Source organism: Candidatus Delongbacteria bacterium, from assembly GCA_020634015.1.
Lineage (GTDB): Bacteria > CAIWAD01 > CAIWAD01 > CAIWAD01 > CAIWAD01 > JACKCN01.
Window position 1 is genome coordinate 15,319 of sequence record JACKCN010000001.1, and the last position, 24,682, is coordinate 40,000.

Here is a 24,682-nt window from a genome sequence, read left to right on the forward strand (position 1 = left end):
GTTTCCTTGCAGGAGGCCGATCCGCGTCAGGGAGCGGCGTTGAGATGGCAGATCGCCGCAGCCAGCGCATCACTGGCATCCAGGGGACGCGGTGGTGCCGACAGGCCAAGCAGGCGGGTGATCATGAAGGCCACCTGGGACTTGTCGGCGGCTCCGCGACCGGTGACCGCCCGCTTGATCTGCATGGGCGTGTACTCGGCCACTTCCAGCCCCATTTCCGACCCGGCCAGCAGGGCCGCGGCCCGGGCATGGGCCAGCTTGATCAGGGTCAGCACGTTGGGGCCCTTGAACACCATCTCCACCGAGAGGCAATCGGGCCGGTGCTCCTGGATCACGGCGCGCAGGCTGCCGTAGATGTGCGACAGGCGCTCGGGCAGTTCGCCCTCGCTGCGGATCGCGCCATAGCCCACGGGAATCAGGCGGCTGCCCTGGCGGCGCACGATGCCCCAGCCAGTGGCGGCAAGTCCGGGGTCAACCCCCAGCACGATCATTCCAGATTCGCCAGGGCGTCTTCATCGGCATCGAAGTTGGAGTACACGTTCTGCACGTCGTCCAGCTCCTCGAGGGCCTCGATCATGCGCACGACCTTGCCCACATCGTTGCCTTCCACGCGCGTGGAATTCTTGGGGGTCATGGTCAGCTCGGAACCGCGCACCTCATACCCCGCGGCCTCCGCGGCCTTGCGCAGGGTTTCCAGATTGGCGATCTGGCTGTAGATCAGCCATTCGCCGTCTTCCAGTTCAAGATTCTCGGCGCCGGCGTCCATCAGGGTCATCAGCACGTCATCTTCGCTGAGAGTGCCCTGGGCGATGGTCAGCAGGCCCTGGCGCTCGAAGTTCCAGGCCACGGCTCCATCGGCACCCAGACTGCCGCCATACTTGTTGAAGGTGTAGCGCACTTCGCTGACCGTACGGTTCTTGTTGTCCGTCATGGTTTCCACCACGATGGCCACCCCGCAGGGCCCGTAGCCCTCGTAGGTGATTTCCTCGTAGGTCACGCCCTCAAGGGTGCCCGTGCCCTTGGCAATCGCCCGCTCCACATTGTTGGCGGGCATGTTGCTGGCCTTGGCCTTGAGAATGGCGCTGCGCAGGCGCGGGTTGGCGGCTTCGTCTCCACCTCCCAGGCGCGCGGCGATGGTGATTTCCTTGATGATCTTGGTGAAGATCTTGCCGCGGGCCGCATCCAGCGCACCCTTCTTGCGCTTGATCGTGGACCATTTCGAATGACCGGACATACCGCCTCCAGGAGGAATTTTGCCTGATTTTTGGAACTTGGCATGGTAATGAATGGGCCCTGCCAAGGCAAGAGCCCCGTCTCGGGAAGGACGATCCGGCGCGCGTCGCGAGCAGCCGATCCAGAGGCCATCCGACCCCGGCTGCAATTCGCCCGACACACCCACGGCGCTACCACCGACAGGAGTCCCGCATGGACCAGAGCCTGCTCACCTCCGCCCTGACCCTGTTCTTCGTGATGGATCCGCTGGGCAACATCCCCGTCTTCAATGCGGTGCTGCGCGACCTGGAGCCCGCACGCCGTCGCCGCGTGATCGCCCGCGAGCTGCTCTTTGCCCTGGCCATCCTGCTGGGATTCCTGATCGCCGGCCCCTCGATCCTGACCCTGCTGGGACTGAGCCAACCCTCGCTCAACCTGGCCGGAGGCATCCTGCTGTTCATCATCGCGCTCAAGATGGTCTTCCCTCAACCTCATTCCGCCATCGAAGACACGGAAGGCGAGCCTTTCATCGTGCCGCTGGCCGTGCCGATGGTGGCTGGTCCATCGACGCTGGCCACGCTGCTGCTGCTCTCCAGCTCGCGCCCCGGCCAGCTGAGCGGCAGCCTGCTGGCCCTCCTGCTGGCCTGGCTGGGCACCACCGTTATCCTGGTGATCTCACCTCTCGCCCTGCGCTTCCTCGGCGACCGCGGCCTGCGCGCCCTGGAACGCCTGATGGGCATGCTGCTGATCCTGATCGCCGTGCAGATGTTCCTCAACGGCCTGGCCCAGCTGCCCGGAAGTGGACCGCTGGTGCCGTGAGTGTGATCCAGAAACACAAGCCCCCCATTTCCGTCATCCCGTGAAACGGGTCGCCCAGAATGGGGGTTCAGAGGGGTCAACACACTCCCGTCTCCTCCCGATTCGACCTCGTCCACCCGTGGATTACCCGCGGGCGACGATGTGTGATGCCCCATTCGGGGCTTGGTGGGGGATGGTGTGCTGTAACATCTGTCGCAGCATCGCCCCGTAGCCCGGATGAAGCCCACCAAATCGATTGATGACCAAAGACTGCTCCAGCGCAATCCGGGCGCCATGCAATGGTCGCCCGGAAAGGGTCACACACACCCTTCTTCTCCCCGGCACATCCACACCCACCCGTGGATTCCCCACGGGCTACGGATGTATGATGCCCCATTCGGGGCTTGGTGGGGGATGGTGTGCATCGGCATCCGAGTGTGTCGGTGGGCACGCTGCGCCTTGCCCAACCTACGGGGGAAAGTCACACAAACCGCTCCGCAGGAGCATCCCTTGCACAGCCCAAAGCGACGCTTTGGGATGTGAGCAGCATTGCGAGTGAAAATTGGTACGCGGCATAACCACCGGGACGCCATGCAGAGGGTTACCTTCTTCGCAGGAATGACAAGAATTGGGCCAGCCCCAGAATCCATCCCCTTCCACACCCACCCGTGGATTCCCCACGGGCTACGGATGTATGATGCCCCATTCGGGGCTTGGTGGGGGATGGTGTGCACATCAGCATCGCAGCATTGCCCGAGCCCGCTTTGGGATGATGACCATAGAAACCGCTCCGCAGGAGCATCCGGGCGCCATGCACAGTCCCCGGAAAGCGTCACGCACCCTTCTTCTCCCCGGACACGTTGTGATAAAAATTGGTACGGACATCCACCGGGACGCCATGCAGTAGGTTCCCTCCTTCGCGGGAATGACATTCTGAACTGAAATCGTGGTGTCACAGCCAATCCATCACCTTCCACAGCGGTGCCGCCGGCGACCGGCGACATCATCCATGACACGCATGCAGTCAGTCAGATAGCGGTTCCGAACGCGAATGAACATGTGGTGTAACCAATCGGGGCCCCCGCCTGCGCGGGGGTGACAAGAGTGGGGCCAGCCCCAGAATCAATTCCCTTCCACAGCGGTGCCGCCGCTGGCGGCACCATCGAGGCGGAACGGTCGAGCGGGGAGCGGGGGCCGCCGCGCTTGCTCGCCGGACCGCGCAGCGGGCCAAGTTTGCGCGGCGCGAGGCCTGCGAAGAGCCTTCTTTTGGCGCAACCTTTTCTTCGCGAAGAAAAGGTTGCATCACGCCGCCCGCGCAGGTGAGTCGCCGGAGACCGGCGAGATCTTCCGTGATACGGCATATTGTCTGGCGCACAGCGACGCCGACCGAAGGGCGGCTAGTACGGCTGCCTGGGGTGCATCTGTATGTAACCGCTGGGGCGCCATGCAATGGTTCCCGCTTTCGCGGGGATGACGGGTCTTGGTGGGTGCGTGTAACATCTCGGGGTAGAGAGCGCCCCCGCGCAGGGAGTGTGCCGCCGGTCCAGCAAATCCCTCCATGAGACGGCTCACAAAGGGCCGCACAGCGACGCCGAGCGATGTGACGTTTTGTGAGGTGGGAGAGCCCTTTACAGGGTCTGGGTTTGATCCCGGCGATTGGCCGCGTGGCTCAGGGACAGTCGAATGCCGTCCGGCAGCAGGTCGCGCAGCACGGAGCGTCGCAGCAGGGGAGCCAATTCCGCGGTGATGGGGCCACTGAGGCGCAGGCCGAGCACGGATTCCGGCGGCACATCCGCACAGAGGGAGGCCAGCGCGGCCGGCAAACGCGCAGGTTTCAGATCATCCAGCTGCAAGGTGCGCGCGAACATCGGCCGGGCCGGCAGGGGCAGATGATGGATCAGCGGACGCCGTGCGCCAGGCCGCCATTCCAGAATCAGAGCCACCTTTTGCTCGTCGACTTCGGCGAAGGAGGTCCGCTCCACCGAGCCAGGATAGATCACAGGGCAGGGCAGCGCACCCCCATGCAGATCCTGGGTCAGTACCTGTTGACGATGAATGTGCCCACTGAGCAGCGCGTCACAGTCGGGGGGAATCTGCGCCGCGGCCAGCACGTCCTCCCCATGGCGGAAGGTGTAGTTGACCGGCCCGACCTGGGCCCCCTCCACCGATTGGTGCAGGCAGAGCAGTTTCAGCTCGGCGCGTGCGTCACGCCAGCCAGCCTCCTCCAGCAGCAGCGGCAACTCCCTGCGGATCGACCGGCGGTAAGGAATGCCGCAAAGAAAGACCTGCCGGCCAGCCAGTTCCAGCGTGGAGCCGCATGGTGTGTTGCAGATCCTGAGGCGGGGGTGCTGCTCGAAGAGCGAGTGGGGAATCCATGAGCGTTCGTGATTGCCCGGGACCATGAACACGGGAGTGCCCGCGTGGGCCAGCTCAAGGTACGGGGCCAGCGCCAGGCTGACCAGCGAGGCGGGCACCTTGCTGCGGAAGAGCAGATCGCCGCCGTGGATCACACAATGCACTTCACCGGCGAAGGCGGGCGCCAGCGCGGCCCGGTGGCAGCGGAAGAAATCCTCGCCGCGCCGGGGCAGGTCCTTGCGTGGATGCCGGGGTTGGTCGAAGCCGAGGTGTGTGTCGGCCAGCAGCAGGATCCGGAGGCTGCCGGTCACCGTGTCAACCGATGCGGGGAGAGTGGGACTGGCGCACGACGTAGACCCGGCGACTGGAGCTGAAAGCTCCTTCGAAGAGCGCCGCACCCTGGTTTCTCAATCGGGGCGCGTGTTCGCGAAGGTAGTGTTCCAGGCTGTCACGGTCGCGCAGCACAAAGCGGACACTGAAGCAGCGCAGGTCCTCCGTTGCGCGCGCAGGCTCTTCAAGCACTTCGGCCCGCAGGAAACCCGGCAGGGCCAGAATCTCCGTCACATGTTCCTTGAGCCAGGCGGCGTAGGCGTCAACGATGGCAGGTTTCAATTCAAGGTCAATCTGGTAGACGATCAAAGGTTCGCTCATGGGTGCTTCCTGGCATTTGATCCATTCAGAGAGGCCCCGGCAAATCGGCACACGCGATCACGTGACCGTCGGGATCCAGCAGGTAGCCGGCTCGTTCGCCCCAGTCCCGCAGTGCCATGGGGGACAACTCCCGGGCGCCGGCGTCCTTTCCACGCTGGAAGGCGGCATCCGCGCCCCGAAGACGCAGATAGAGTTCACACCGAGCGATCTCCCGATCGGGGCGCGGGTCAGGCATGTCAGGCAACAGTGACTGAATGGCCGTTTCTGCCATCAGGCCCAGTTCGACACCCGAGTCCAGCCGGAAGATCACCATGCCCGGCTCACTGACAATCGGCTCGAGCGCCAGCAAATTGCAGTAAAAATTTCTACTTGTGGAAACAAATCTTACATAGAGCACAAACAATGTCGGGGCAGGATCCGGTTTCATGGCGCGATCTCCTCACAACATCCCCTGCCACTTGCGCCAGAACCATTCCCCACAGAGCAGGGCCAGCAGCAGCAGCAGCAGGGCCACACGCTCACGGAGCGCCAGGCGCTGGTGACTGGTGACCTGCAGGGGTGCGCGGTCGAGAGACTCCAGGCCCTGTCCGCGGGCCAGGGCGGCGCGCTGGGCGGGATCATCCAGGTCGAAATTGCTTCCATCGCCGGCCAGGGCCATCTGGGCCAGCAGGTCGACATTGCGCCTGAGAGCGCGCGTTTCGGGGTTCCAGGCTTCCACGCTCACCAGACCGCTGTCGGCCAGCACGGGAAGATCGCCCTCGCTGGCCCGGGCGCTCCAGTGGATCACACCCTCCGTGGTTCCGGGGGCACTGGCCGTGTAGGTCCCGTCGCCCCGGTTCTCCAGCAACAGGTTGCGCCGCTGGCCCGACGGGTCGCGCAGTTCCAGCTCGACCCGGGCCCGATCACGCGGACGCCCGTCCTCGGAGCGCAAGGTGGCCTGAAAACGCAGGGCCGTTCCCGCACTGACCACGTCTTCCACCGGGGCAATCCTGAAGTTTCCTCCCTCACCCTCGGAGGCCAGCCAGCGCATCAGGGAGACCAGCAGATCACGCGCTCGTGTGTTCGGTCCCAGACTCAACTGGCTGCCGATATCCCAGCGCCAGACATCCACGGCGGCCAGCACGGCACTGCGCTGGCCGGCCTGGTCCTGCAGGGCCAGCACGGGGTTTCCGCCAATCGACAGCAGCACACGGGCCCCGGGTCGGGCGCGCAGACCGACGCGTGACGGCTGCACCGGGGGCATGGCCTTCCAGATCGCCGAGAGTGCATCCAGGCGATCCAGATCGCCCAGTACAGGATGCACCAGCTGTGGCTCGGCCTGTCCGGGCGGGGGATCCAGTGCGCGCGCGGCGCTCAGATCCAGCGGCAGACCGTTGCCCAGGCGTGCCGCGTCAATCTGACCACGATCAAGGACGAAGGTCGGTACACGGTCCAGCGTGACGCGCAGCCTCTCGCTCAGGCCCGGAGCGCTGGTGACACGCGGCCAGTCCACCAGCACCAGCAGATCGGCGCGAACCAACGCACTGTCCACGGTCGAGGCGCGCATTCCGCGAGCATCGGGAAACAGAACCTCCAGCTCCAGGTCCGGCCCCGGTTCCAGCGCACGGCGCAGCAGGGCCAGATCCGGAGAGGGTCCTGCGGCCAGCAGGGTCAGCCGACGTCCCCGTTCGCGCACCGTGACGTGAGCCACGCGCGAGTTGTTGGACAGCGTGGCTTCATCGTCGCCGCCTTCCAGCAGGCGCACTCGCACCTCCACCGCATGGGGTCCGGGGGATCGTGGCGTCCATTCGAGCCGAAGGTCACTGCGGCTGCCATCCGGCCCCAGGACAACAGTCTGGCCAGCCTGTACCACGCCGTCCACCAGCAGATTGACCTGGGCGTCGCGCCCGGACAGGCCATTGGCCTCCACGCCGATGCGTACCGGCTGGACCAGCCCGCTGCGGACTTCCCGGTTCAGTTCCAGTTCCGCCAGCTGCAGATCACGCGGGGCATCCAGGCGTCCGGTGCCGGCCGTCCAGAGCCGGGCATTCATGCCGGCCACCCGCTGCACGGGCAAGGCGCCCCGGGTGGGGTTGCCATCGCTGACCAGCAGAACACCGCCCAGATGTCCCGACACCTGCTCACGTTCGAGGATGCGCAGCGCACCATCCAGGTCCGTGACTGTCTCGGTACAGGCCAGGGTGTCCAGCTGGTCCAGCTCCAGTTCGCGCAGGCTGTCGCCGAAGGTGTAGAACCGGACACGCACGCCATCGAGAGCCTCGGTCAGGGGCACGGCCCAGTCCCTGTGATGACGACGCCCGCCCAGGAAGGGCAGCGAGGCGCTGTCGTCCAGCAACACGGCAAAGGTCGGAGGCACAAGGCGTGTGTGTTCGCGGGTCAGCACGGGCTCGAGCAGCAGGAAGAGCAGCAGGGTCAGGCTTGCCGAGCGCAGCAGGGGCAGGGCCCAGGCCGCCATCCCACGGGGACGCGGCAGGCTGTGGCGATAACTCCACCAGGCGAATCCCAGTGCCACGGGCAGACAGAGCACCCCCCAGAGGAGGCCGTGCAGTTCCAGATTCATGCCTGTGCCTCGCCGTTGGCGAGGCGAGCACGTTCGTGATCCAGATCCAGCAGCGAATAGCGCGGGGTGGCATCCAGGGCCCAGTCGCTGCGCTCGCCGCGCATCAGGCGGCCGTGGGCGGCACGCGCGATCATCACCGCATTGTCCGTGCAGAGCGCGATGGGCGGCAGGTGCAGTTCAAGCGTGTCGTGGTGAGCCAGTTCGGTCTCGAGGCGTTCGCGCAGGCAGCGGTTGGCCGCCACGCCTCCGGCCAGCACCAGGGCACGTGCGCCATGGGCCCTGGCGGCTTTCAGGGTCTGCCCGACCAGCGGGTCCACGATCGCCTGCTGGAAACTGGCGCAGATGTCGGCCAGGCGCGCCTCGCGAAAGGCCGTGTCGTGTTCGCGCAGGAAATGCAGCACGGCGGTCTTGAGGCCACTGAAACTGAAATCGAAGCCCTCCCGGCCTTTCAAACCGCGGGGAAAGGCGAAGGCGGTGGGATCTCCGCCCACGGCGGCCTTCGAGATCGCGGGCCCACCGGGATAGCCCAGTCCGAGCAGCTTGGAGACCTTGTCGAAGGCCTCGCCGGCCGCATCGTCCAGAGTCTGCCCCAGCAGGCGATAGCGCCCGGGGCGTTCCATCAGGATCAGTTGGGTGTGCCCGCCGGAGATCACCAGCACCAGCGTGGGCAGCGGCGGCAGGCCCGTGTCCAGAAAGCTGGCGTAGATGTGACCTTCCATGTGATTCACGGCCAGAAAGGGCAGATCGGCCCCCAGGGCGAGGGCCTTGGCGAAATGATAGCCCACCATCAGGCTGCCCGCCAGGCCGGGCCCCCGGGTGGCAGCGATGCCTTCAAGGCTCTCGAGCGGCGTGTCGGCCTCCTTGAGGGCCTGCTGGACCACGGGCTGGATCAGGCGCAGGTGTTCGCGGCTGGCCAGTTCGGGTACCACGCCCCCCCAGTCCCGGTGGACCTGCTGGCTTGAGACCACGCTGGAGAGCACGCTCTCGCCGTCGATGACCGCGGCGGCCGTTTCATCACAGGAGCTTTCGATGGCCAGGATTCGCATGAGATCGATTTCCAGAGTTTCTTGATGGCTGCGGGGGCCGGAGAATGTGGGCAGGGGGCCGGAAATCCCGGAACCCATCCGGGCAGGCTCAGGAACCGGAACTCAGGGTTCCGTGTTCCGTGCCGCTCCACCCAGGCTGTCGGCAGGAACGCTCCTGGGCCCGTGGCCGGGTTTGTGCACCTGGAAGCGCTCGGGCAGCGTCTGGCGCAGCTCCACCCCGTCGGGTACCCAGACCTGGCAAGGGACGCGCGCCTCGGGTGATTCACGCAAGGACAGGTCCAGCACCGCGATGATCTCGCCCGGCCGGAGCTGCTCGAGAGTCCGCTCGGCTCCCTGGACCACCACGCTCAATGAGGCCGGACTTGGCACCAGACCCTCGGGATTGTGCAACAGGCGCAGCGGAATGTTGTCCACACGCTGCTCGACCACGTGATCCACGATCGCGCTCAGCACCACATTGCTGGTCTGCAGTTGAGCCTCGCGGAAGGGCAGGCTCAGCGGCAGGGTGACCTTGAGGTCCTTGCGCAGGCGCGTCAGATCGCCCGCATCGGTATAGATCGTGCTCAGGGTGTCCAGCAGTTTGCCCGGGCCACGCACCTCGACCTCGCGAGGCTGGATCACGGGCGGTGAGGCCAGCAGGAAACCCTCGGCGGCCTCCACACGCGCCCTCAGTGTGATGGGCACGGTACGGGTGTGCTCATTGTCCAGTTCCAGGGTGAACAGGGCAGGGGAAATGGTCAGCACGGCCACTTCGGGACGTCCATTGAGATCCAGATTGGTGACCTCGGTGGAGTGGGTGTGCTCGTTCACGTCCTGGGGGCGCACGATGTATCGGCCATGGTGGAACAGCACGTAGCCCAGCAGGCTGCGCCCGCGTCCCTTGAGGGTCACGCTGACCTTCTCGGGCGGGGGATACAGCAGCACCTTGCCCGGCAGCGCGCTCAGGTCCACCTGTACCGGCATGGGCACGACGATGGTGGTTTCCTGGTCCAGCCTCACGAAGAGCCAGATCAGAAAGGCCACACCGAGCATCGCGGCCTTGGTCCGGACATTGGAACTCAGGCGCCGACCCAGGAATTCGCTGGCTCGAGGACGAGCGCTCATGGACGGTGTTTCCCTCGCGTGTTCACTTCCTCCAGAAACCCACACTGAAAATGACAAAGACGGTCAGAATCTCCAGTCGCCCGAAGAGCATCATCAGAATCAGCATGCTCTTGCCCACCGGGTGGATCGCGGCGAAGTTGCTCATCGGCCCCACCTGATCCAGACCCGGCCCCACATTGGACAGACAGGCGAAGGTGGCACTGATTGCCGACTCTATGTTCAGCCCACAGGCCGCCAGTGTGATCATGGAAATGGTGGCCATGCCAAGGAACAGCACCAGAAAGCCCGCGATGCCCAGCACCAGATTCTCGGGAATGGCGCGCTCGCCCACCCGCACCAGCACCACGGCTCGCGGATGCAGCAGTTTGCGCAGGGTCTGGCGAGCCAGCGAGATCAGCACGGAAAGGCGCACCACCTTGAGCCCGCCCGCGGTCGAACCGGCCATGCCGCCCACCACCAGCAGGCCCAGGATCAGCATGCGCGACAACGGATGCCAGAGATTGAAATCATCGGTGGAAAAACCGGTGGTGGTCAGCAGCGACGTGGTCTGGAAAATGGCCCTCACGGCAGCGGTGAAGAAGGGCACCCCCCGGTCGAGGATCTGCATCAGCGTGAAGACGGCGGCCGCGCCCAAGGTGATCGCGAGGTAGAGCTTCAGCTCGCCATCCTTCCAGACTTCGCGGAAACGGCCGCGATACATGCGATAGAACAGGGTGAAGTTGGTGCCCGCGCAGAACATGAAGAACGCCACCACCAGATGGATCGCCGCGCTGTCGTAGTAGGCCAGCGAGAGGTCGTGCGGGCTGAATCCACCAGAGGCCAGGGTCGTGAAGGCGTGGCCGCTGGCATGGTAGAGGTCCATGCCCAGAATCCAGAGCAGCAGCGTCTCGGCGGCTGTCAGCACCAGGTAGATCAACCAGAGGATCTTGGCCGTGTCCTTGAGGCGGGGAGTCAGTTTCTCGGCGCTCGGTCCGGGTGTTTCGGCCTTGTACAGATGCATGCCGCCCACGCCCAGCATGGGCAGGATCGCCAGACCGAAGAGCACGATGCCCAGCCCGCCGATCCATTGCATGAACATGCGCCAGTAGGCCACACCGTGCGTCAGGGCCGAGGGATGGGCCAGAATGGTGGAGCCGGTGGTGGTGAAGCCACTGACCGATTCGAAGAGGCTGTCGAGGAAACCGGGAAACTGGCCCGAATACCAGAAGGGCAGGGCTCCGCAAAGTGACATCAGAATCCAGCCGAAACTGACCACAACGAAGCCATCACGCACGGTCAGCTCGCCACCGGCCTTGCGGAACTTGCGGGGCAGGGCCAGCAGCATGCCCAGGGCGGCCGTGGAGGCCTGGGCTGCCAGCAACACGCCCGTGTCACCATCGCGGTAGATCAGACTCACCAGCAGAGGCACGGTCATCGTGACCGCCAGCACGATCAGCAGCCAGCCCAGAATGCGAATGATGCGCGCAACGCTCATCTCCGTCCTTTCGGCTCAGCCAAAGAAGCGCTCCAGATCCGACTGGCGTTCCTCGAGAGTGACCACGGTCACCAGGTCACCCACCTCGATGCGGCTCTCGCCGTCGGGCACGAAGGCCCTCTCGCCACGCTGGACGGCGGCCATCACGCAGTCGGCGGGCAGTTTCAGCTTGCTCAGCACGTGGTCGGCCAACCGGCTGCCCTTGGACACTTCGAAGGAGAGCACGTTCACTCCGGCACCGGGCAACTGGACCTGGGCGCGCAGTCGGCCGCGCCGGACGTGCTTGAGGATTTCCTGGGCGGTGATGATGCGCTTGTTGATGCCGATGTCCAGACCGATGGTCTTGACGATGGGCATGTACTCGGCCTTCTGGATCATGGTGATGGTGCGTCCCACGCCCAGATGCTTGGCCACCAGACTGGTGATGATGTTCTTTTCTTCCTCGTCGGTCAGGGCCAGAAAGGTGTCCATGTCGCCCAGGGCTTCCTGGGCCATGGCGTCGATTTCCTTGCCGGCGGTTTCAAAGACCATCACGCCCGGCAGTTCCTCGGCCAGCTGGAAGCTGGTGCGCTCGCCCTCCCCTTTCAGGCAGAAGAGCTTGAGGTTGATGCCCTTCACGGGGCTCAGCGCACGGGCCACCAGCACGGCAATGGGCGTGGAGCCCAGAATCATCACGTTGTGACTGGCACGGTCGTGGACTCCGCTGGCCTGGATCAGGGCTACCGTATCGCCGTCGGGCACGGCCATGGTGATCGTGTCACCGGCCTGCAGGGTTGCATTGCCCGTGGGAATGGTGCTGACGCCACGGCGCAGCACGGCGGTCACCCGAAAGGTGAGATGGCTCAGCTTGCGGGCCAGGGTGGACAGGTTGCAGCCATCGAAGATGCTGCCTTTGGCCACGTCCAGTGAAATCATCCGGATGCGGCCACCGGCCAGCTCCTGGAAATCCTTGAGCCCGCTGTGCATCACCAGCTCGGTGATGGTGCGCGCGCTTTCTTTCTCGGGATTCACGCAGAGGTCGGCCAGCTGCATCGCCAGCACTTCCTTCGAGAACTCGTCGTTGCGGATGCGCGCGATGCGATTGCCCACGCCCAGCTTGGCGGCCACATTGCAGGAGAGTGCATTGATCTCGTCGATGCTGGTGGCCGCGATGAAATAGTCGGCACCGCCGACGTCGGCACTCTGGAGGCGCGAGAGGCTGGTGGCACTGCCCTCGTAGGCGGCCAGGTCCAGACGCTCGCTGAGCGCGTCCAGACGCCCACGATTGGTATCGATCAGGATCAGCTCGTTGCGGTCGCGGCAGAGATACTGGGCCAGGTAGCTGCCCACGTCGCCGGCCCCGATGATCACGATTTTCACAGCAGCCCCGTTCCATTGTCCACACGGCGTCGACCGGGTTCCGGGGACTGGGCCGAAGCCGCAGGCAGGCGGCCCAGACTGCGCAGGGTGTCTTCCACCAGATGCTCGCGCACAGCCAGCCGCAGCTCTTCAAGTCCGGCCAGACTGGCCAATGGATCACGGCTCTCCAGCAGACTGTGTCCTGTCACGCGCGAGAAGCCCGGTGTGTCCTCCGGGGCGGCACCGTCCCTCAGCACCAGAATGCAGCGTTCGGTGCGGCCCACCTCCAGCATGCCGAGGATCGCCTCCCGCAGGGGGCGCGGCAGCTCACCCCGCACGGTTTCCAGTATCCCGAAGTCGTGGGTCCACTGGAAACAGGCCTGGAAGTTGGCTGGCATCAGCCCTGCGTGTTCGTCCAGGCAGCGCTCGGCCCGGTGCGTGTACATGGATGGCAACACGCGCTCAGCTCCGGGGTTCGATGCTGTCCACACCCATGAAAGGCCGCAGGGGCGGTGGGATTTCCAGTCCGCCATCTTCGCGCTGCCAGGTTTCCAGCAGGGCCACGATCAGACGACTGGTGGCCAGGCCACTGCCGTTGAGCGTGTGCACGAAACGCGGCTTGCCGCCCGCTTCCTTGAAACGGATGTTGGCGCGGCGCGCCTGGAAGTCCTCGAAATTGCTGCAGCTCGAGCATTCGAGATAACGCTGCTCGCCCGGGCTCCAGACCTCAAGGTCATAGGTCTTGGCGCTGGCGAAACTTGTGTCACCCGTGCAGAGAGTCAGCACCCGATAGTGCAGGTCCAGTTTCCGGAGCACGGTTTCCGCGTTGGCGGTCAGCTTCTCCAGCTCCTCCCAGGACTCCTCCGGTCGGGTCAGTTTGACCAGTTCCACCTTGTTGAACTGGTGAGTGCGCAGAAAGCCTCGCACGTCGCGTCCGTAACTGCCCGCCTCGCGCCGGAAGCAGGGGCTGTAGCCACAGTAGCGCACGGGCAGATCGGCCGCATCCAGAATCTCGCCGGCGTGGATGTTGGTGATGGGCACCTCGGCGGTGGGAATCAGCCAGAGGTCATCGCGCTCGCAGTGATACATGTCGTCGTGCATCTTGGGCAACTGGCCCGTGCCGGTCATCGAGGCGGAATTGACCACGAAGGGCGGCATCACCTCGGTATACCCGTGTTCGCGACTCTGCAGATCGAGCATGAAGTTGATGATGGCACGCTCGAGCCGCGCTCCCAGCCCCGTGTAGAGCGGAAAGCCACTGCCGCTGATCTTGGTGCCGCGCGGAAAATCGAAGAGCCCCAGGGACTCGCCCAGACGTATGTGATCCAGCACCTGGAAGTTCTGGGTCTTCTTGCTGCCCCATTCGCGTTCGACGCGGTTCTCCTTGTCGCTGTGCCCCACGGGCACGCTGGCGTGGGGAGCGTTGGGAATCACCATCAGCAGGTTCTGCTGGGTCTCCTCCAGTTCCTTGAGCTGAAGGTCCAGCTCGCGGATGCGCTCGGCAATGCGCCGGGTCTCGGCCATCGCGCCCTCGGCGTTCTCGCCGCGCTTCTGGGCGGCCGCGATCTCGCGCGAGGCCGTGTTGCGTTCGGCCTTGAGGCTTTCGACCTCAACGATCAGGGTGCGGCGCTTCTCGTCCAGACCCAGGATCTCGCTGAAATCCACCGTGACGTTCTTGGTATTGATCCGGCGCTGAAGCTCTTCCGGCTCACTGCGGATCTGCTTGATGTCGAGCATGGTGCATCCTTGCTTTGAAAAACCGGACCGCCGGGTTGCACCGGCGGCTCGGGGTTCGGGTGATACTCAATCGGGCGCGCGGGCTCTCAGCCTCCGGTCATGATGAACACGGGGCTGCCCAGGAAGTCACGATAGACCGGGCGCAGACGGTCACGGTCGTAGTGGCGTGACACATCCACCAGTTTCTTGGAGCTGGTGATCGTGTTCACCGGGACATGGTCGTAGGCGCCCCGGCGCACGCAGACCAGACGCCCGGACGCCCCCTGGGTGACCAGGTCCATCGCGATGTTGCCAAAGGCCATGGGCACGATGGCATCCACGGAGTCGGGGTCGCCACAGCGAACCAGGTACCCCAGTTTCTGATAGATCACGTTGATCCGGCGGCCCTTGTTGAACTGGGCGCTGCGGTCCTTGATCATCGCGGCCAGCTTCTCACCGATGCCGCCCAGCTTGCGGTGACCGAACATGTCGGTCTCGGCTCCCTCGAAAGCCATGTCGTCCTGTCCGCGGAAGGTCGCGCCTTCGCTGATCAGCACCACGCTGTACTTGCTGGGGTTGATCCGGCGGTCCTCGACCAGCAGCTGGGTCAGGTGATCCACGTCGAAGGGATGCTCGGGAATCACGCAGCGATTGGCCGCACCGGCCATGGTGGGCAGCAGCGCGGTGAATCCCGCGTAGCGGCCGAAGACCTCGAGCACCAGAATGCGCTCATGGCTGCCGGCGCTGGTGCGCAGGGCCCGGGTCATCTCGATGGTGCGCGTGACACAGGTACTGAATCCGATGCAGTAGTCCGTGCCGGGCACGTCGTTGTCCATGGTCTTGGGAATGGCGATCACGCGCACTCCCTCCTTGTGCATGCGTTCCCCGTAGGACAGGGTATCGTCGCCCCCGATCGGGATCAGGGTATCGATGCCAAGGAACTCCAGGTTGGCCAGCACTTCGGGGGTCAGGTCCGCCGTGGTGGCTCCGTCGCCGGGCTGGCCGTACTTCTCGACAAGGTGCTCGGGAATCAGGTTGAGAGGCACGTGACTGGGCCGCGTGCGCGAGGTGTGCAGGAAGGTGCCTCCCGTGCGGGCGGCCCGGTTGACCAGATCTTCGGTCAACTGCATCACGCAGTCGTTCTCGTCGATGGGTCGGTCACGCTGGAGATCGATCAGACCGGCCCAGCCACGCCGGATGCCCACCACGCGGTAGCCGTCGCGCAGCGCGCGCACGGTCAGAGCCCGGATGGCGGGGTTCAGGCCGGGGACGTCGCCACCGCCCGTCAGTATGCCGATCGTCCCTTTGTGGGACTTGAGTGCAGCCATGCGTCCTCCAATGGAATTGGCGTCAGGCGGGGGAGTGATTCCGCCCCCCGCGGACAATGGCGGCCAAGTTAGCAATTGCTTTCCCCAGAGTCGGAGTCGTGCTCGATCAGACCGGCAGCGGCAGACCGAATTCCTGCTCTTCCAGGGCTACTTCGCGGGCGAGATCGGGTGGATAGATCAAGTCCAGTCCGGGCACCTGGGTCTGTGGACTGCTGAGCATGAAACTGCGCAGGCATTCCTGGAACAGTGTGCCGTAGCTGGAGGCGCGGTCGGTGGCGATGACTGCCTGCAGCTTGAACAGGCGCTCGTCGACCTTCACGAACGCCAGCCGGGTCAGCACGCGCTGCCCCTTGTGGATCACGGTGGTCAGCGCCTCGCAGGCATCCATGTTGCGAATGCGAACCGTTTCCATCTCCTGAACCTGGAACTGCAGGTGAGTCAGGCTGTGCTCGCTGGCTTGCAGCAACTGCAGGGTGAAGTCCCGGATGTTCAGCCCCCCATCGATTTCATGGCTGGAAATCGCGATCGAGGCGCCGTGTTCATCCCGCGGGTCCTCCCGGCTGAAGAGCTCATGCCCGGCACGCTCCTGCTGGATCCAGCCCTGGGGCAGGCTGATCCGGAATTCCTCCTTCTCCACGATCTGCCAATGCACCATCCGGTACTCGCGGTCGTGATCGTAGTAGATCCATTCGCCCTTGGGCATGCCGTGAAGAAAACGCCCGATGGCGCTGCGACTGCCCTGCAGGTCCCAGAACTTCCAGAGTCCGGTCTGCAGACCTTCACGGGCGGAGCCGGCCGCCATCAGTTTTCCATTGCGATGATAGGTGCGCACCTTGCCTTCTCCGCCGCTGAGCACACAGCGGTCGTAGCTTTGGCGCGGCAGACCGCTTGGCCAGGTGATCAGAATTTTCTGGGTGCTCATGGGGAGCTTATCGGCTGGGGAGTGGCGCAGGTCAACAGACAAAACGAGTTGTCAGGAACGGGTTCGTCGGCCCTCACACAGGCTCAGGTCAGGCTGTCGCGGCGATGCCAGGAGAAGTTGAGCAGCACCCCCAGAATCAGCAGGGTGGTGAGCACGAAACTGCCCCCATAGGTCAGGAAGGGCATGGGCAGACCCGTGACGGGCATGATGCCCAGAGTCATGCCCGCATTCACCAGCACGTGAAAGAACAGCACGGAGGACAGTCCGGTCATCACGAGGGCACAGTAGCCATTGCGATGCCCCAGCCCCACCACCATCGCGCGAACAAGCAGGACGGTGAACAACGCCAGAACCGTGGATGCCCCCAGGAATCCCCACTCCTCGGCCAGCACGCTGAAGATGAAGTCCGTGTGGCGTTCGGGCAGGAAATCCAGCTGGGTCTGGGTGCCCTGCAACCAGCCCTTGCCGAAGAGCCCCCCACTGCCAACGGCCACCTTGGACTGAATGATCTGGTAACCCGCCCCCAGGGGATCGGCTTCGGGATTGAGAAAGGTCAGAATGCGCTTCTGCTGGTACTCGTGCAGCAGCCCCCAGAGTGCGGGCAAGGAGAATCCGACGGTGGCGGTCAGCCCCAGGATGCCGAAGTTCAGCAGCAGCCCGATCTCGGAATACCAAAGCACCACGGCCAACAGCAGAATGAAGCCCAGCAGCATGAAGATGCTGGTGCTGAGCAGAATCGCCACCAACGGGGCAATCAGAAACAGCGCCCAGGACCAGGGCAGACCGGCACGGATCAGCATGGGAAAGATCACGAAGCCGTAGATCAGGGCGGTCCCCAGGTCGGGTTGCAAGAGCACAAGGAACAGTGGTGTGCCGGCGATCAGCAGAGCGGCGGCGATGTTGCGGAAGCGACTCAGGTCCATGCGGTTGTCGGAAAGGAACCGTGCCAGGGCCAGCACAAGGGCGAACTTGCCCAGCTCGGAGGGCTGGAAATGCAGGGGCCCGATCGCGATCCAGCGCTCGGCACCCATGCCCACGACGCCCATGATCTTTACCGCCAGCAGCAACAGCAGACTGGCGCCATAGACCACCCATGACGTGGCGAACCAGAATCCGGGCGGCAACAGCGCCGCGACCAACAGGACCGGCAATCCCAGCAGATACCAGATCGCCTGGCGCACGGCGTAGTTTTCCACCTGGTTGGCCGACGCACTGGCCAGCACGAGCAGCCCCGCGCCCATCAGAGCCAAAGCACTGAGGAACAGGGTCCAGTCGAATTTGCGGATGAAGGTGCTCAGCACGTTGGCCCCGGTGGTCTCGGATCAGCGCTCCAGCTGACGTTGGTGCCTGCCGCGCCGTGCTGGATGGATGTGGCGCGCCTGCACCCTGTGTCGTGTCTGCACCTAGACGTGAGGGTGCACCACTTCTTCCAGTTTCAGTCCGGTCAGGTTCTCGATGCCGCGTATCAGGTAGATCAGGGCAAGGACCATGACCAGCAGCGAGGGCAGGACGTTCACGGGAAAACTGAGCGCGGTCATCCGGCCCAGTTCGTTGTTGAAGGCCTCGCTGCCCGAAGGACTCACCACGATGAAGCGTGCCAGCAGGTAATTGGTGGTCGCGGACACCAGAAAACTGGCGGCCAGGATCCAGTTGCTCACATTCAGGCGCTTGCGATAGGCTGTTTCGTGGCCGCGTTCGGCCAGGGCGGTATGAACGCGCCGCGTGTCAATCAACTTCTCGACAAGGGTGGCGACCACGGGCCAGCGAGTCCAGCGCGAGATCGCGATGCCCACCCCGATCGCCAGAGGGATCGCGGCTTCCTTGATCGCGATCCAGGAAGGATCCAGCTTCAGCAAGCCGATTCCGCCCGTGAGCAGAACCGAGATCACGCCCAGCACGGAGATCGGACTCAGGCGCTTCTCGCGCCAAAGACCCCAGAGCCCCCATCCGAGAGGCAGGGACAAGGCGAACACAAGTGCGGCCGTATTGCCCAGACGGTGACTCAGTTTCATCAGGATCAACGCGGGCAGGACGATGTTGATCAACAGGTTCAGCAGCGGATGCTCGCGGGTTGCGGGCTTCGCCGGTCGTGTGCTTTCCTGCTCGTCATCAGGCCTGTTCATGCAATCTCCGGCAATGCGGCTGGAATGACTCGTTCGGAGTCGCCGGCGCGAATATACCTTTAGCCTTGCGGCTTTCCTTCCGGGCTTCACACTCCCGGCTCCGTCATTCGCACAGAGTCCGTGTCAGAATGGACACTTCCGTGAGGACTTTCTGCCCCGGAATCCTGACCTCTGTTGTCGCGTAGCAGCCCCACCAATATTGGAGTGACAATGCCTGCAGTCGATGAAAACACCAACGCCCCCCTGCTGCTGGTGATCGAGGATGACCAGGACCTTGCCGGCCTGCTGTCCCTGCATCTGGGAGATCAGGGTTACCGGGTCGTGATCGCGGGTGACGGTCCGGCGGGCCTTGAGCTCTTGCGCGGCAATGCGGCCGCGCTTGTGGTGCTGGACATCATGCTGCCGGGGATGGATGGCTTCGAGGTCTGCCGCCAGATCCGGGCGCACGATGGCTCGATCCCGGTCATGATGCTGACGGCCCGTTCCGAAGAGCTGGACAAGGTGCTGGGCCTGGAACTGGGTGCCGACGATTACATGACCAAACCCTTCTCGATCCGGGAACTGGTGGCCCGCGTGCGTGCCCTGCTGCGCCGCGCGGAACAGAATGGGTCGTCCGCGGTGCTGGCGGAAGGGGTGCTGGACCATGGCGACCTCCAGGTTGACCTGCGACGCCGCAGGGTCAGCCTCGCTGGTCAATCCATCGACCTGACGACCCGTGAATTCGAGCTGCTGCTGCTTTTCGCCCGCAATCCGGGCATCGCCTTTTCGCGCCAGGAGCTGCTGGATCGTGTCTGGGGCTACCAGTACGGCGGTTACAGTCATACGGTGAATTCCCACATCAACCGTCTGCGCAGCAAACTGGAAGCCGACCCGGCCAATCCCCGCTGGATCGAGACGGTCTGGGGCCTGGGCTATCGCTTTCGTGACACACACGATGGAGACCCCGCATGAACTTTCTGCGTACCCGTTTCACGGCCCAGTTGGCCCTGCTCTTTCTTGTGCTGATTCTGGGACTGGGCTTTTCGTTGAGCGTGCTCACCATCAAGGCGATGCGGATGTTCAATGATGAGACCGAACAGAAGCTCAACCGGACCCTGGCGCATGAGATGGCAATGGAGTTCGCCCCTTTCCTGGGAGACCGAATCGATGTGGAACGCATCGAAGAACGCATCGCCTACCTCACGGGCATCAATCGGCGCATCGAGATCTACCTGCTGAGCAGCACGGGCATGATCAAGGCGTCCTTCGTCAGCGACAACCAGCGCCTGGAACGCAGCACCGTGGATTTGGCACCGCTGAAGGCCTTCGAACGGGGCGACGCGGTGCCGATCCTGGGCGAAGACCCGCTTTCGGCCCAGCGTCTGAAGCCCTTCTCCGCTACCGAAATCGAGATCATGGGCGAGAAGCACTGCTGGCTGTATGTGATCCTGGGTGGCCAGGAAGTGGAGAATGTGGCGGGCATGCTCAGCACCAGCTACATCGCGAAGACGACCCTGCGCGGACTGCTGCTGATTCTGCTGGTGACGGGCGTGGTGGGCCTGCTGCTGTTCACGCTGCTGACCCGCAGACTGCGCGTGCTGTCCGAAGTGATGGGCGATTTCCATCAGGGACGCCTCGACCGGCGGGTTCCCGCACCGGCGCTCGACGAGGTAGGGCAACTCGGTTCGCGATTCAATGACATGGCGGATACCATCGTGTCCAACATGGACGAATTGCGCAAGACGGATCGCCTGCGTCGCGAACTGATCGCCAATGTGAGTCACGACCTGCGCAGCCCGCTGGCATCAATCCAGGGCTACCTGGAAACACTGGTGATGAAGAATGATACCCTGGGGCCCGAAGACCGTGGCCGTTACCTTGACATCAGCCTTCAGAACACACGCAGTCTCGGATCTCTGGTGAACCAGTTGTTCGAGCTCTCCAAACTGGACGCTCGTCAGGTGGAACCCGAGATGGAACGGTTCTCGATTGCCGAACTGCTCCAGGACCTTGTGATGCAGTATGACGCACGCGCCAAAGAAGCAGGTCTCATCCTGGAACTGGACCGCCCCACGGCACTCTCCCCCGTGCTGGGCGACATCGCGCTCGTGGAACGCGTACTGACAAACCTGCTGGACAATGCCCTGCGTTATACTCCCGCGGGCGGACGAGTCTCCATCATTCCCGCCGACACCTTGCAGGGAGTCCGGATCGAAGTGCGTGATACAGGCGCCGGGATTTCCGCCGAAGATCTGCCAAGAATCTTCGAGCGCTTCTTCCGGGTGGAAAAGAGCCGAGGCCGGGGCCGAGGCGGTGCCGGCCTCGGCCTGGCGATCTGCAAGAAAATCGTCGAACTGCACGGTGGTCTGCTTGAAGTCCGTTCGACACTCGAGCAGGGCACGACATTCGCATTCATTCTGCCACATGCGCGCCAGCTCGGGCAATGAACGAGCCTACTCAAGCTCCATCTGGTCCATCAGCATTTCCTGGAAACCGACGGTCCGGAATCCGGCCGGTACCTTGAACAGGCTTGCATCCAGTTGGCCGCGCTCGAGGACATTCGTCCGGGTGGACCGCACTGCCTGCCCGTACTGGTACTCAACCGTCTTGACCGGGAAACCGGTGTAGGTGTCGATTGCTGACGGATCATCCAGATCATGCACCTGCTCCAACTCTCCCCCGAGTTCGGTCATGTACTCTGCAAGCGACTTGAAAGCCGCCACATCCTTGGCACTCAATCCGACAGCTTCAGCGGATACAGTCCAGGTTTCTTCTTCCAGGACTCCCTCTCGGGTCCCGCGATAATGGTGGCAGGACCAGTCATCCAATGTGACACCCCGCGCCACCAGAGACCAGTTCAATGGATCGCTTGCACCAGAATCAAGATCCGTAGCCTGGGGTGCATACTGATCCATCAATGCCTGCTCCTCGGGACTCAGGGAGGAACGGATTTCAGCCATCATGGCTTCCATGTCCACACCTGCAGCCCCGGCCATGGCATCCTCGCCCAAGGCGGCCTGCATTCCGTGGGCCATGTCCTTCAGCTCAGCCAGACTCACCTGAGTCACCACTGAATTGCCGGGATCAACCATCCTGAACACATGGTCATTGGCGGAAAACAGGAAAACCAATGGTTCTTCGGAATCCTCGACACGCATCTCTCCATCCTGAATCCAGATCAATACACGCGAGGTGCTCTGATCGGCCAGGTCCGTGGTGACTTCTTCCAGCTGGACACCCGCAAAACCGCAAAGGACCATACCCTGCAGCAAGATCAGGGCAATCAAGATTCGCTTCATGGTCTTCTCCTGAAATAGTTGTCCCAATCTACCAATGCATCACACATCCCCAAGCACCCGCTCACCCATTGCGGTCTCCCCCGAAACACGCGCTGGTATCCACTCGCACGTCCACCAGGCCAACGCGAACAACCAGCACCGCCAAAAACAGGAAACGCCCCACGAAGGGGCGTTTCGAATGAAAACCAGGCGGCGACCTACTCTCCCACACAATCGCTCATGCAGTACCATCGGCGCTGGCGGGCTTAACTTCTCTGTTCGGGATGGGAAGAGGTGTGACCCCGCCGCTATGGCCACCTGAATATTTTTGAATCCAGGCATGCAGATGTCAACTCGTTGTTTGGTCAATCCAGACGTTCTGTTCACCGTCCTGGTGGTCCACCAAGACATCTGGGAACCCCCACCGAACATGTCGGAAGGGAAAATTAAATCAAGTCACACGGCCGATTAGTACGACTCGGCTGAACACATTGCTGTGCGTACACCTGTCGCCTATCAACGTCATCATCTCTGACGGGCCTGAAGTGAGAACTGATCTTGTAGTTGGTTTCGCACTTAGATGCTTTCAGCGCTTATCCTTGCCGAAGGTGGCTACCCAGCCATGCCATTGGAATGACAACTGGTGCACCAGAGCTTCGTCCGCACCGGTCCTCTCGTACTTGGTGCAGCTCTACTCAATTCTCATACGCCCGCGACGGATAGGGACCGAACTGTCTCACGACGTTCTGAACCCAGCTCACGTGCCGCTTTAATTGGCGAACAGCCAAACCCTTGGGACCTTCTACAGCCCCAGGATGCGACGAGCCGACATCGAGGTGCCAAACCGCTTCGTCGATGTGAACTCTTGGAAGCGATAAGCCTGTTATCCCCAGGGTACCTTTTATCCTTTGAGCGACGGCATTTCCACGCATAACCGCCGGATCACTAAAGCCTGCTTTCGCACCTGCGCGACGTGTAAGTCTTGCAGTCAAGCTCCCTTATGCTTTTACACTCTTCGCACGATTGCCGACCGTGCTGAGGGAACCTTTGCGAGCCTCCGTTACATTTTGGGAGGCGACCGCCCCAGTCAAACTACCCGCCTGACACTGTCCCGGATGTGGATTCACACACCGCGGTTAGAATTTCACCAAAGCAAGGGTGGTATTTCAAGGTTGACTCCCCGACCACTGGCGTGGCCGGATCACCGTCTCCCACCTATCCTACACATGCTAGGGTAAAACACAATATCAGGTTATAGTAAAGGTCCATGGGGTCTTTCCGTCCTGTCGCGGGTAGCCGGCATCTTCACCGACATTGCAATTTCACCGATTCCGTGGTTGAGACAGCGCCCAAATCGTTACACCATTCGTGCAGGTCGGAACTTACCCGACAAGGAATTTCGCTACCTTAGGACCGTTATAGTTACGGCCGCCGTTTACTGGGGCTTCGGTTCAAAGCTGCCGTCCGAAGACTTGACCTCTTCCCTTAACCTTCCAGCACCGGGCAGGTGTCACACCCTATACAGCGTCTTACGACTTCGCAGAGTGCTATGTTTTTGGTAAACAGTCGCTTGGGCCTGGTCACTGCGGCCCCCGTGAAAGCCGGACGCGAAGTCCATTTCCCACAAGGGCACTCCTTCTCCCGAAGTTACGGAGTTAATTTGCCGAGTTCCTTAACCACGGTTCTATCGATCACCTGAGGATACTCACCCCATCTACCTGAGTCGGTTTACGGTACGGTCAGCTAACATCTCGCTTAGAGGCTTTTCCTGGCAGCATGATTAGGGGCAGTTCATGAGCTTGCGCTCTCCCATTCGCGCCTCGGGTATACTGTGACGGATTTGCCTATCACAACCCCACACGCTTAGACCGGCAATCCAGTGTCCGGCTGCCCTTTCACTTCTGCGTCCCCCCATCGCTCAAACGATGCGTCGCTGGTACGGGAATATTAACCCGTTTTCCATCGCCTACGCCTTTCGGCCTCGGCTTAGGGTCCGACTAACCCTCCGCAGATTATCTTTACAGAGGAATCCTTGGACTTTCGGTGGGAAGGTTTCTCGCCTTCCTTATCGTTACTCATGCCAGCATAATCGTTTCTGTCTCCTCCAGCATGGATCGCTCCACACCTTCGACGGTTAACAGAATGCTCCCCTACCGCACGTGTACAAGTACACATGCCCATGGTTTCGGCGGTGGTTTTGAGTCCCGAAAATTATCGGCGCCGGACTACTCGACCAGTGAGCTATTACGCACTCTTTAAAGGGGTGGCTGCTTCTAAGCCAACCTCCTGGTTGTCTGGGCGGTCCAACATCCTTATTCACTTAAACCACACTTGGGGGCCTTAACCGTTGGTCTGGGTTGTTTCCCTTTCGACTACGAAAGTTATCTCACGCAGTCTGACTCCCGATCTAAACATGACGGCATTCGGAGTTTATCAGGGTTTGGTACCCGGGTGAGGGCCCTAGTCCTGCCAGTGCTCTACCTCCGTCAGTCAACAATCGAGGCTAGCCCTAAAGCTATTTCGGGGAGTACGAGCTATCTCCAGGTTTGATTAGCCTTTCACCCCTACCCACAGCTCATCCAATGACTTTTCAACGTCACCTGGTTCGGTCCTCCAGTTCCTTTTACAGAACCTTCAACCTGGCCATGGGTAGATCACCTGGGTTCGCGTCTGCCGCAACATACTTTCGCCCTATTCAGACTCGCTTTCGCTATGGCTCCGGTGCTGAACACCTTAACCTGCATGCTACGAGCAACTCGCTGGCTCATTATGCAAAAGGCACGCGGTCACCCCGCAAG

20 protein-coding genes and 2 rRNA genes (1 of these 22 cut by a window edge) are annotated in these 24,682 nt (G+C 62.7%); 3 read left to right on the forward strand and 19 right to left on the reverse strand.

The window, feature by feature from the left end; all coding sequences use genetic code 11:
- Positions 1–26: 26 nt before the first annotated feature.
- Together ruvC and H6678_00075 are read right to left on the reverse strand one after the other, a co-directional pair.
- Positions 27–491 (reverse strand): crossover junction endodeoxyribonuclease RuvC, encoded by a 465-nt coding sequence (ruvC, locus tag H6678_00070; GenBank protein ID MCB9472191.1) that lies wholly within the window; start codon positions 489–491, stop codon positions 27–29.
- Positions 488–1,234, reverse strand: coding sequence for a YebC/PmpR family DNA-binding transcriptional regulator (locus H6678_00075; protein ID MCB9472192.1), 747 nt, complete (start codon positions 1,232–1,234; stop codon positions 488–490). Before H6678_00075 ends, ruvC begins: the two co-directional genes overlap by 4 nt.
- 191 nt (positions 1,235–1,425) lie before the next feature.
- Here H6678_00075 and H6678_00080 point away from each other — a divergent pair, with 191 nt between their 5' ends.
- Complete coding sequence (locus H6678_00080; protein MCB9472193.1) at positions 1,426–2,031, forward strand: NAAT family transporter; 606 nt, start codon at positions 1,426–1,428, stop codon at positions 2,029–2,031.
- Positions 2,032–3,638: 1,607 nt separating this feature from the next.
- Here H6678_00080 and H6678_00085 read toward each other — a convergent pair.
- The 14 genes from H6678_00085 to H6678_00150 all read right to left on the reverse strand — a co-directional run bounded on the left by H6678_00085 (position 3,639) and on the right by H6678_00150 (position 18,627).
- Positions 3,639–4,676, reverse strand: coding sequence for a DNA repair exonuclease (locus tag H6678_00085; GenBank protein MCB9472194.1), 1,038 nt, complete (start codon positions 4,674–4,676; stop codon positions 3,639–3,641).
- A 4-nt stretch (positions 4,677–4,680) separates the two neighbouring features.
- The gene (locus H6678_00090) at positions 4,681–5,016 is read right to left on the reverse strand and encodes a DUF4286 family protein (protein MCB9472195.1); all 336 of its coding nucleotides are present in this window, start codon (positions 5,014–5,016) and stop codon (positions 4,681–4,683) included.
- 25 nt (positions 5,017–5,041) lie between these two features.
- Positions 5,042–5,443, reverse strand: a complete 402-nt coding sequence (locus tag H6678_00095; GenBank protein MCB9472196.1) for a glyoxalase — start codon at positions 5,441–5,443, stop codon at positions 5,042–5,044.
- A gap of 12 nt (positions 5,444–5,455) precedes the next feature.
- Complete coding sequence (locus tag H6678_00100; protein ID MCB9472197.1) at positions 5,456–7,576, reverse strand: VWA domain-containing protein; 2,121 nt, start codon at positions 7,574–7,576, stop codon at positions 5,456–5,458.
- On the reverse strand, positions 7,573–8,622 hold the full coding sequence (tsaD, locus tag H6678_00105) for a tRNA (adenosine(37)-N6)-threonylcarbamoyltransferase complex transferase subunit TsaD (GenBank protein MCB9472198.1): 1,050 nt from the start codon (positions 8,620–8,622) through the stop codon (positions 7,573–7,575). The genes H6678_00100 and tsaD overlap by 4 nt, the downstream gene beginning before the upstream one ends.
- A gap of 102 nt (positions 8,623–8,724) precedes the next feature.
- Positions 8,725–9,726, reverse strand: a complete 1,002-nt coding sequence (locus H6678_00110; protein ID MCB9472199.1) for a hypothetical protein — start codon at positions 9,724–9,726, stop codon at positions 8,725–8,727.
- Between the two features lie 22 nt (positions 9,727–9,748).
- On the reverse strand, positions 9,749–11,200 hold the full coding sequence (locus tag H6678_00115; protein ID MCB9472200.1) for a TrkH family potassium uptake protein: 1,452 nt from the start codon (positions 11,198–11,200) through the stop codon (positions 9,749–9,751).
- Positions 11,201–11,215: 15 nt separating this feature from the next.
- Positions 11,216–12,559: a Trk system potassium transporter TrkA gene (gene trkA / locus H6678_00120; protein MCB9472201.1), complete on the reverse strand. Its 1,344-nt coding sequence runs from the start codon at positions 12,557–12,559 to the stop codon at positions 11,216–11,218.
- Positions 12,556–12,996, reverse strand: a complete 441-nt coding sequence (locus tag H6678_00125; GenBank protein MCB9472202.1) for a hypothetical protein — start codon at positions 12,994–12,996, stop codon at positions 12,556–12,558. Before H6678_00125 ends, trkA begins: the two co-directional genes overlap by 4 nt.
- Positions 12,997–13,000: 4 nt before the next feature.
- Positions 13,001–14,275 carry a serine--tRNA ligase gene (serS, locus tag H6678_00130; protein ID MCB9472203.1) on the reverse strand — a complete coding sequence of 425 codons (1,275 nt, stop codon included), beginning with the start codon at positions 14,273–14,275 and terminating at the stop codon, positions 13,001–13,003.
- An 86-nt stretch (positions 14,276–14,361) separates the two neighbouring features.
- Complete coding sequence (locus H6678_00135) at positions 14,362–15,582, reverse strand: 6-phosphofructokinase (GenBank protein MCB9472204.1); 1,221 nt, start codon at positions 15,580–15,582, stop codon at positions 14,362–14,364.
- A 106-nt stretch (positions 15,583–15,688) separates the two neighbouring features.
- Complete coding sequence (locus H6678_00140; protein MCB9472205.1) at positions 15,689–16,504, reverse strand: hypothetical protein; 816 nt, start codon at positions 16,502–16,504, stop codon at positions 15,689–15,691.
- An 83-nt stretch (positions 16,505–16,587) separates the two neighbouring features.
- Entirely contained in the window at positions 16,588–17,805 is a 1,218-nt protein-coding gene (gene rodA / locus H6678_00145; GenBank protein MCB9472206.1) for a rod shape-determining protein RodA, read from the reverse strand.
- A 102-nt stretch (positions 17,806–17,907) separates the two neighbouring features.
- Entirely contained in the window at positions 17,908–18,627 is a 720-nt protein-coding gene (locus H6678_00150; protein ID MCB9472207.1) for an MFS transporter, read from the reverse strand.
- Positions 18,628–18,837: 210 nt separating this feature from the next.
- Here H6678_00150 and H6678_00155 point away from each other — a divergent pair, with 210 nt between their 5' ends.
- Together H6678_00155 and H6678_00160 are read left to right on the forward strand one after the other, a co-directional pair.
- Positions 18,838–19,578 carry a response regulator transcription factor gene (locus tag H6678_00155; protein ID MCB9472208.1) on the forward strand — a complete coding sequence of 247 codons (741 nt, stop codon included), beginning with the start codon at positions 18,838–18,840 and terminating at the stop codon, positions 19,576–19,578.
- Between the two features lie 5 nt (positions 19,579–19,583).
- A complete protein-coding gene (locus H6678_00160; GenBank protein MCB9472209.1) occupies positions 19,584–21,053 on the forward strand; it encodes a HAMP domain-containing protein in 1,470 nt (489 codons plus the stop codon).
- 6 nt (positions 21,054–21,059) lie between these two features.
- On the opposite strand, the gene H6678_00165 is transcribed toward H6678_00160, so the two are convergent.
- The 3 genes from H6678_00165 to H6678_00175 form a co-directional block, all read right to left on the reverse strand.
- The gene (locus tag H6678_00165) at positions 21,060–21,764 is read right to left on the reverse strand and encodes a DUF4412 domain-containing protein (protein ID MCB9472210.1); all 705 of its coding nucleotides are present in this window, start codon (positions 21,762–21,764) and stop codon (positions 21,060–21,062) included.
- A gap of 325 nt (positions 21,765–22,089) precedes the next feature.
- Positions 22,090–22,206, reverse strand: a 5S ribosomal RNA gene (gene rrf, locus H6678_00170).
- Between the two features lie 125 nt (positions 22,207–22,331).
- Positions 22,332–24,682 (reverse strand): 23S ribosomal RNA (locus tag H6678_00175) (it continues 603 nt past the right edge of the window).